At 63.8% G+C, this 2,669-nt stretch carries 1 protein-coding gene; it reads left to right on the top strand.

The annotated features are described in order from the left end of the window. Nucleotides 1-113 precede the first annotated feature (113 nt). A partial coding sequence (locus WCB02_RS34085; protein WP_423965461.1) for a hypothetical protein occupies nt 114-2,669 on the top strand: 2,556 nt, incomplete at its 3' end.

Raw genomic sequence — 2,669 nt, 5'->3', positions numbered from 1 at the left:
GAGACGAACTGAAAGGTGTGTTTGTGACGCGGTCGGGGAGAGAACCGAATCGCGATGAGCTCAGCGAGATCGACGCTGCCGTCGAGCCTTTGGCGCAGCAGGCCGTGGCCAGGATGACCGACGGTGTTAACGCCGACGATACCCGCATATGGCAGCAGGTCGCCGCGGAATTGAGTCGCGCTGTCGAGAAACTCAAAGCAGCTGATCGCAATGGATGGCAGGGCGGACTGCCCGACATGTTGAGCGATTTCGTGATGGGGACTGGCAGCTTCGCGGGCTCAACTCCCCGGACTGCTGATCACCAGGATGTCATCAACACATACCTGCGCGAGGTTGCAACAAGGCTTGAAGGCAGCATTCAAGGTCGAGCCAAATCCGACTTGCTGGCCCAGGATCCTGCTTTGGCGCACGATCCGGCCCTGGACACTTTGGCCAACACGCAGGCCCGGCCGGACGTGCAGAGCGCCCTTGCCACGCTGGTGGAAGATTTCATCAACGCTGCCGCGAGCGCCGCGCAGGAAGCGCGCAGGCAGTCCGTCATGGCGCAGCTTGCAACGAAATTGTTCTATTCCGGATGGGATGCGGCGCAAAGGGTTGCGCGTGAAGTCACCGAGGACAAGACGAACTGGAAGGATCCCCTGTCAAAGGTCGCAGGCGACAATGCAGAGCGCGTGTTGGAAAAACAGATGACCGGGCAGTTGCAGGAGCGCGCGGAGGCCACGGCGAAGGCAACCGCGGAGGCGATGGTCAACGTGCGGGGCCAGGTCATCCGCGAGGCTACGGCCAGCGCGACGCGCGGCCCGTTGGCAAAGGGCGGAGAGATGTGGGCGCGCCGTAGTCCATTCCTCAGCGTCCGCAGCCGCGCCGTGAAAGATTACCTGAACGGCGAGAAAGGTGCCGTCGGCCTGAAAGAGTATGCAAGGACGTTCGTGAGAAGTGCGCTGGACGGCCTCTCCCAGGGTTTTGTCACCAACAGGTCCGCTTCGTGGGACGGCAACACGATCGTCGCCACGTATCTGCGCGGCGCCATGCAACGGCTCGAAGCCGACATTAGAACTTCGCATGGGACCGACGCTCTGGTCCAGACCGCGGTGCAGCAGGATCTGCCCGGCCTGGTGGACGATTTCATCGGCGTCGGCGCCGCCATCAAGGCAAAACGACTCGAAATCAACGGCGGCACCGATCAATGGGCGGACGCTCACCAGACCGCGCTGCTGAATGCCCTTCCGCAGATTTTGAGCGATCTCGTAGCCCGCCCCGATCAAACGGCCGGGCAGAAGGCGGTCGTCACCACGTATCTGGGCGCCGACCCGCAGCAGATCGCAGACACGATCAGGGCCCAGACGAGAGAGAGACTAATAGGAGAACGGCCCGCATATGCCAGGCTGATACCGGATTCTCGCGAAGCCGAGGTCGAGCGCCAGTCGGCGCCCGAGATTCAGGGAGCGCTGGCGCTGGCCGCGCGGACGAGTGATTTCGTCAACGCCGGCGCCTCCGGCGAGTGGGAGAAGGTCGCCGATAGTTTGAGCGGCGCAAGACAGGATCTCACGGACGGAATCACGGCAAAGATCCGAAAGGCAACTCCCGGCGCGACCGCCGGCAGCGTCGCCGATGCCGCCGAGGTCGAAACGCGGAAGCAATTGACCAGCTTGGTGGACAAGTTCGGCCTCGATAAGCATGACGCGGTGAAGATGGCCGCTACGCATGTGAATGAAGCTGCGGGAACTGCCAGACGATCGATCATCAGAGACCAATTGACGCGGATGGGATTGAACGGCGCCGTGCTCGACACCGCGACGGCGGCTGCGTTCCGGGCCTGGACCCAGGCGAGAGACAGCAACGAAGATACGATCCGCGCCATATTGGAGGAGGGGGGATTGACCGGCCCCGAGCTCGACTCGGTGACCGGGGCTGCGACTGCCGCCTTGGTCGAGGCTGATCCGGAGTTGCAGACGACGCGGAACGCCGAAGTCGTCGCCGTTGATGCACTCACTAAGAAACTGACCGGCGACAAGAAGTTTGCGGCATTTGCCAACGTCGCCGCCAACCCCCAGAAAGCCGAGAACCGCAACGTGATGGCGAAGGCCCGCGGGGGCGTCGAGAAACGGACCGCAAAACTGAGGAAACAGGCCCCCCGCACCGCCGACCGGATTGCGACGAGGACAACAAAACAGTCTGCCAGCTCTATCGCCCGTCAGCCGGACTTCGGTCCGCACGTCCGGGCCGATGTCGAGAGCCTCTTCGAGGCTGCGTTGAACGGCGGCGCGCCGGCGCTGCCTGCCGGCGCTGCTCCTGCAGCCCGGTCGAGGTCTGTGGAAATCGCCCTGCGCCGTAACGCCGTGCCTGACGACATCGTCAATGGTGCGCTGGCTGCGACGGCGGGTGCGACCGATTATGCGCGGACATCCACGCCTGGTGACCGGGCCGACAACAGCGCGATGGCCTTGCGGCTGGCTGGCCGGCTCGGCAGGAGCCACGCCGGCGACGCGCGCAAAGCGGCGCGAAGCGCGGCCGGCGAAGAGTTCGCCACGCGCCTGCCCGGGGAGGTTTTCGAGCGCAGCTTCGTCGCCGCTCCAAAGGGAAGGACAAAGCTCTCGTTCACGGAGAACGCGGTCTCGAAAGTCGCGGAAAAGTTCATGCGGACCGTGACCTATCATGCCGAAGTGTAC

The sequence above is a fragment of the Bradyrhizobium sp. genome (assembly GCF_049581145.1).
Lineage (GTDB): Bacteria > Pseudomonadota > Alphaproteobacteria > Rhizobiales > Xanthobacteraceae > Bradyrhizobium.
This window is presented reverse-complemented; position numbering and strand designations above follow the sequence as displayed.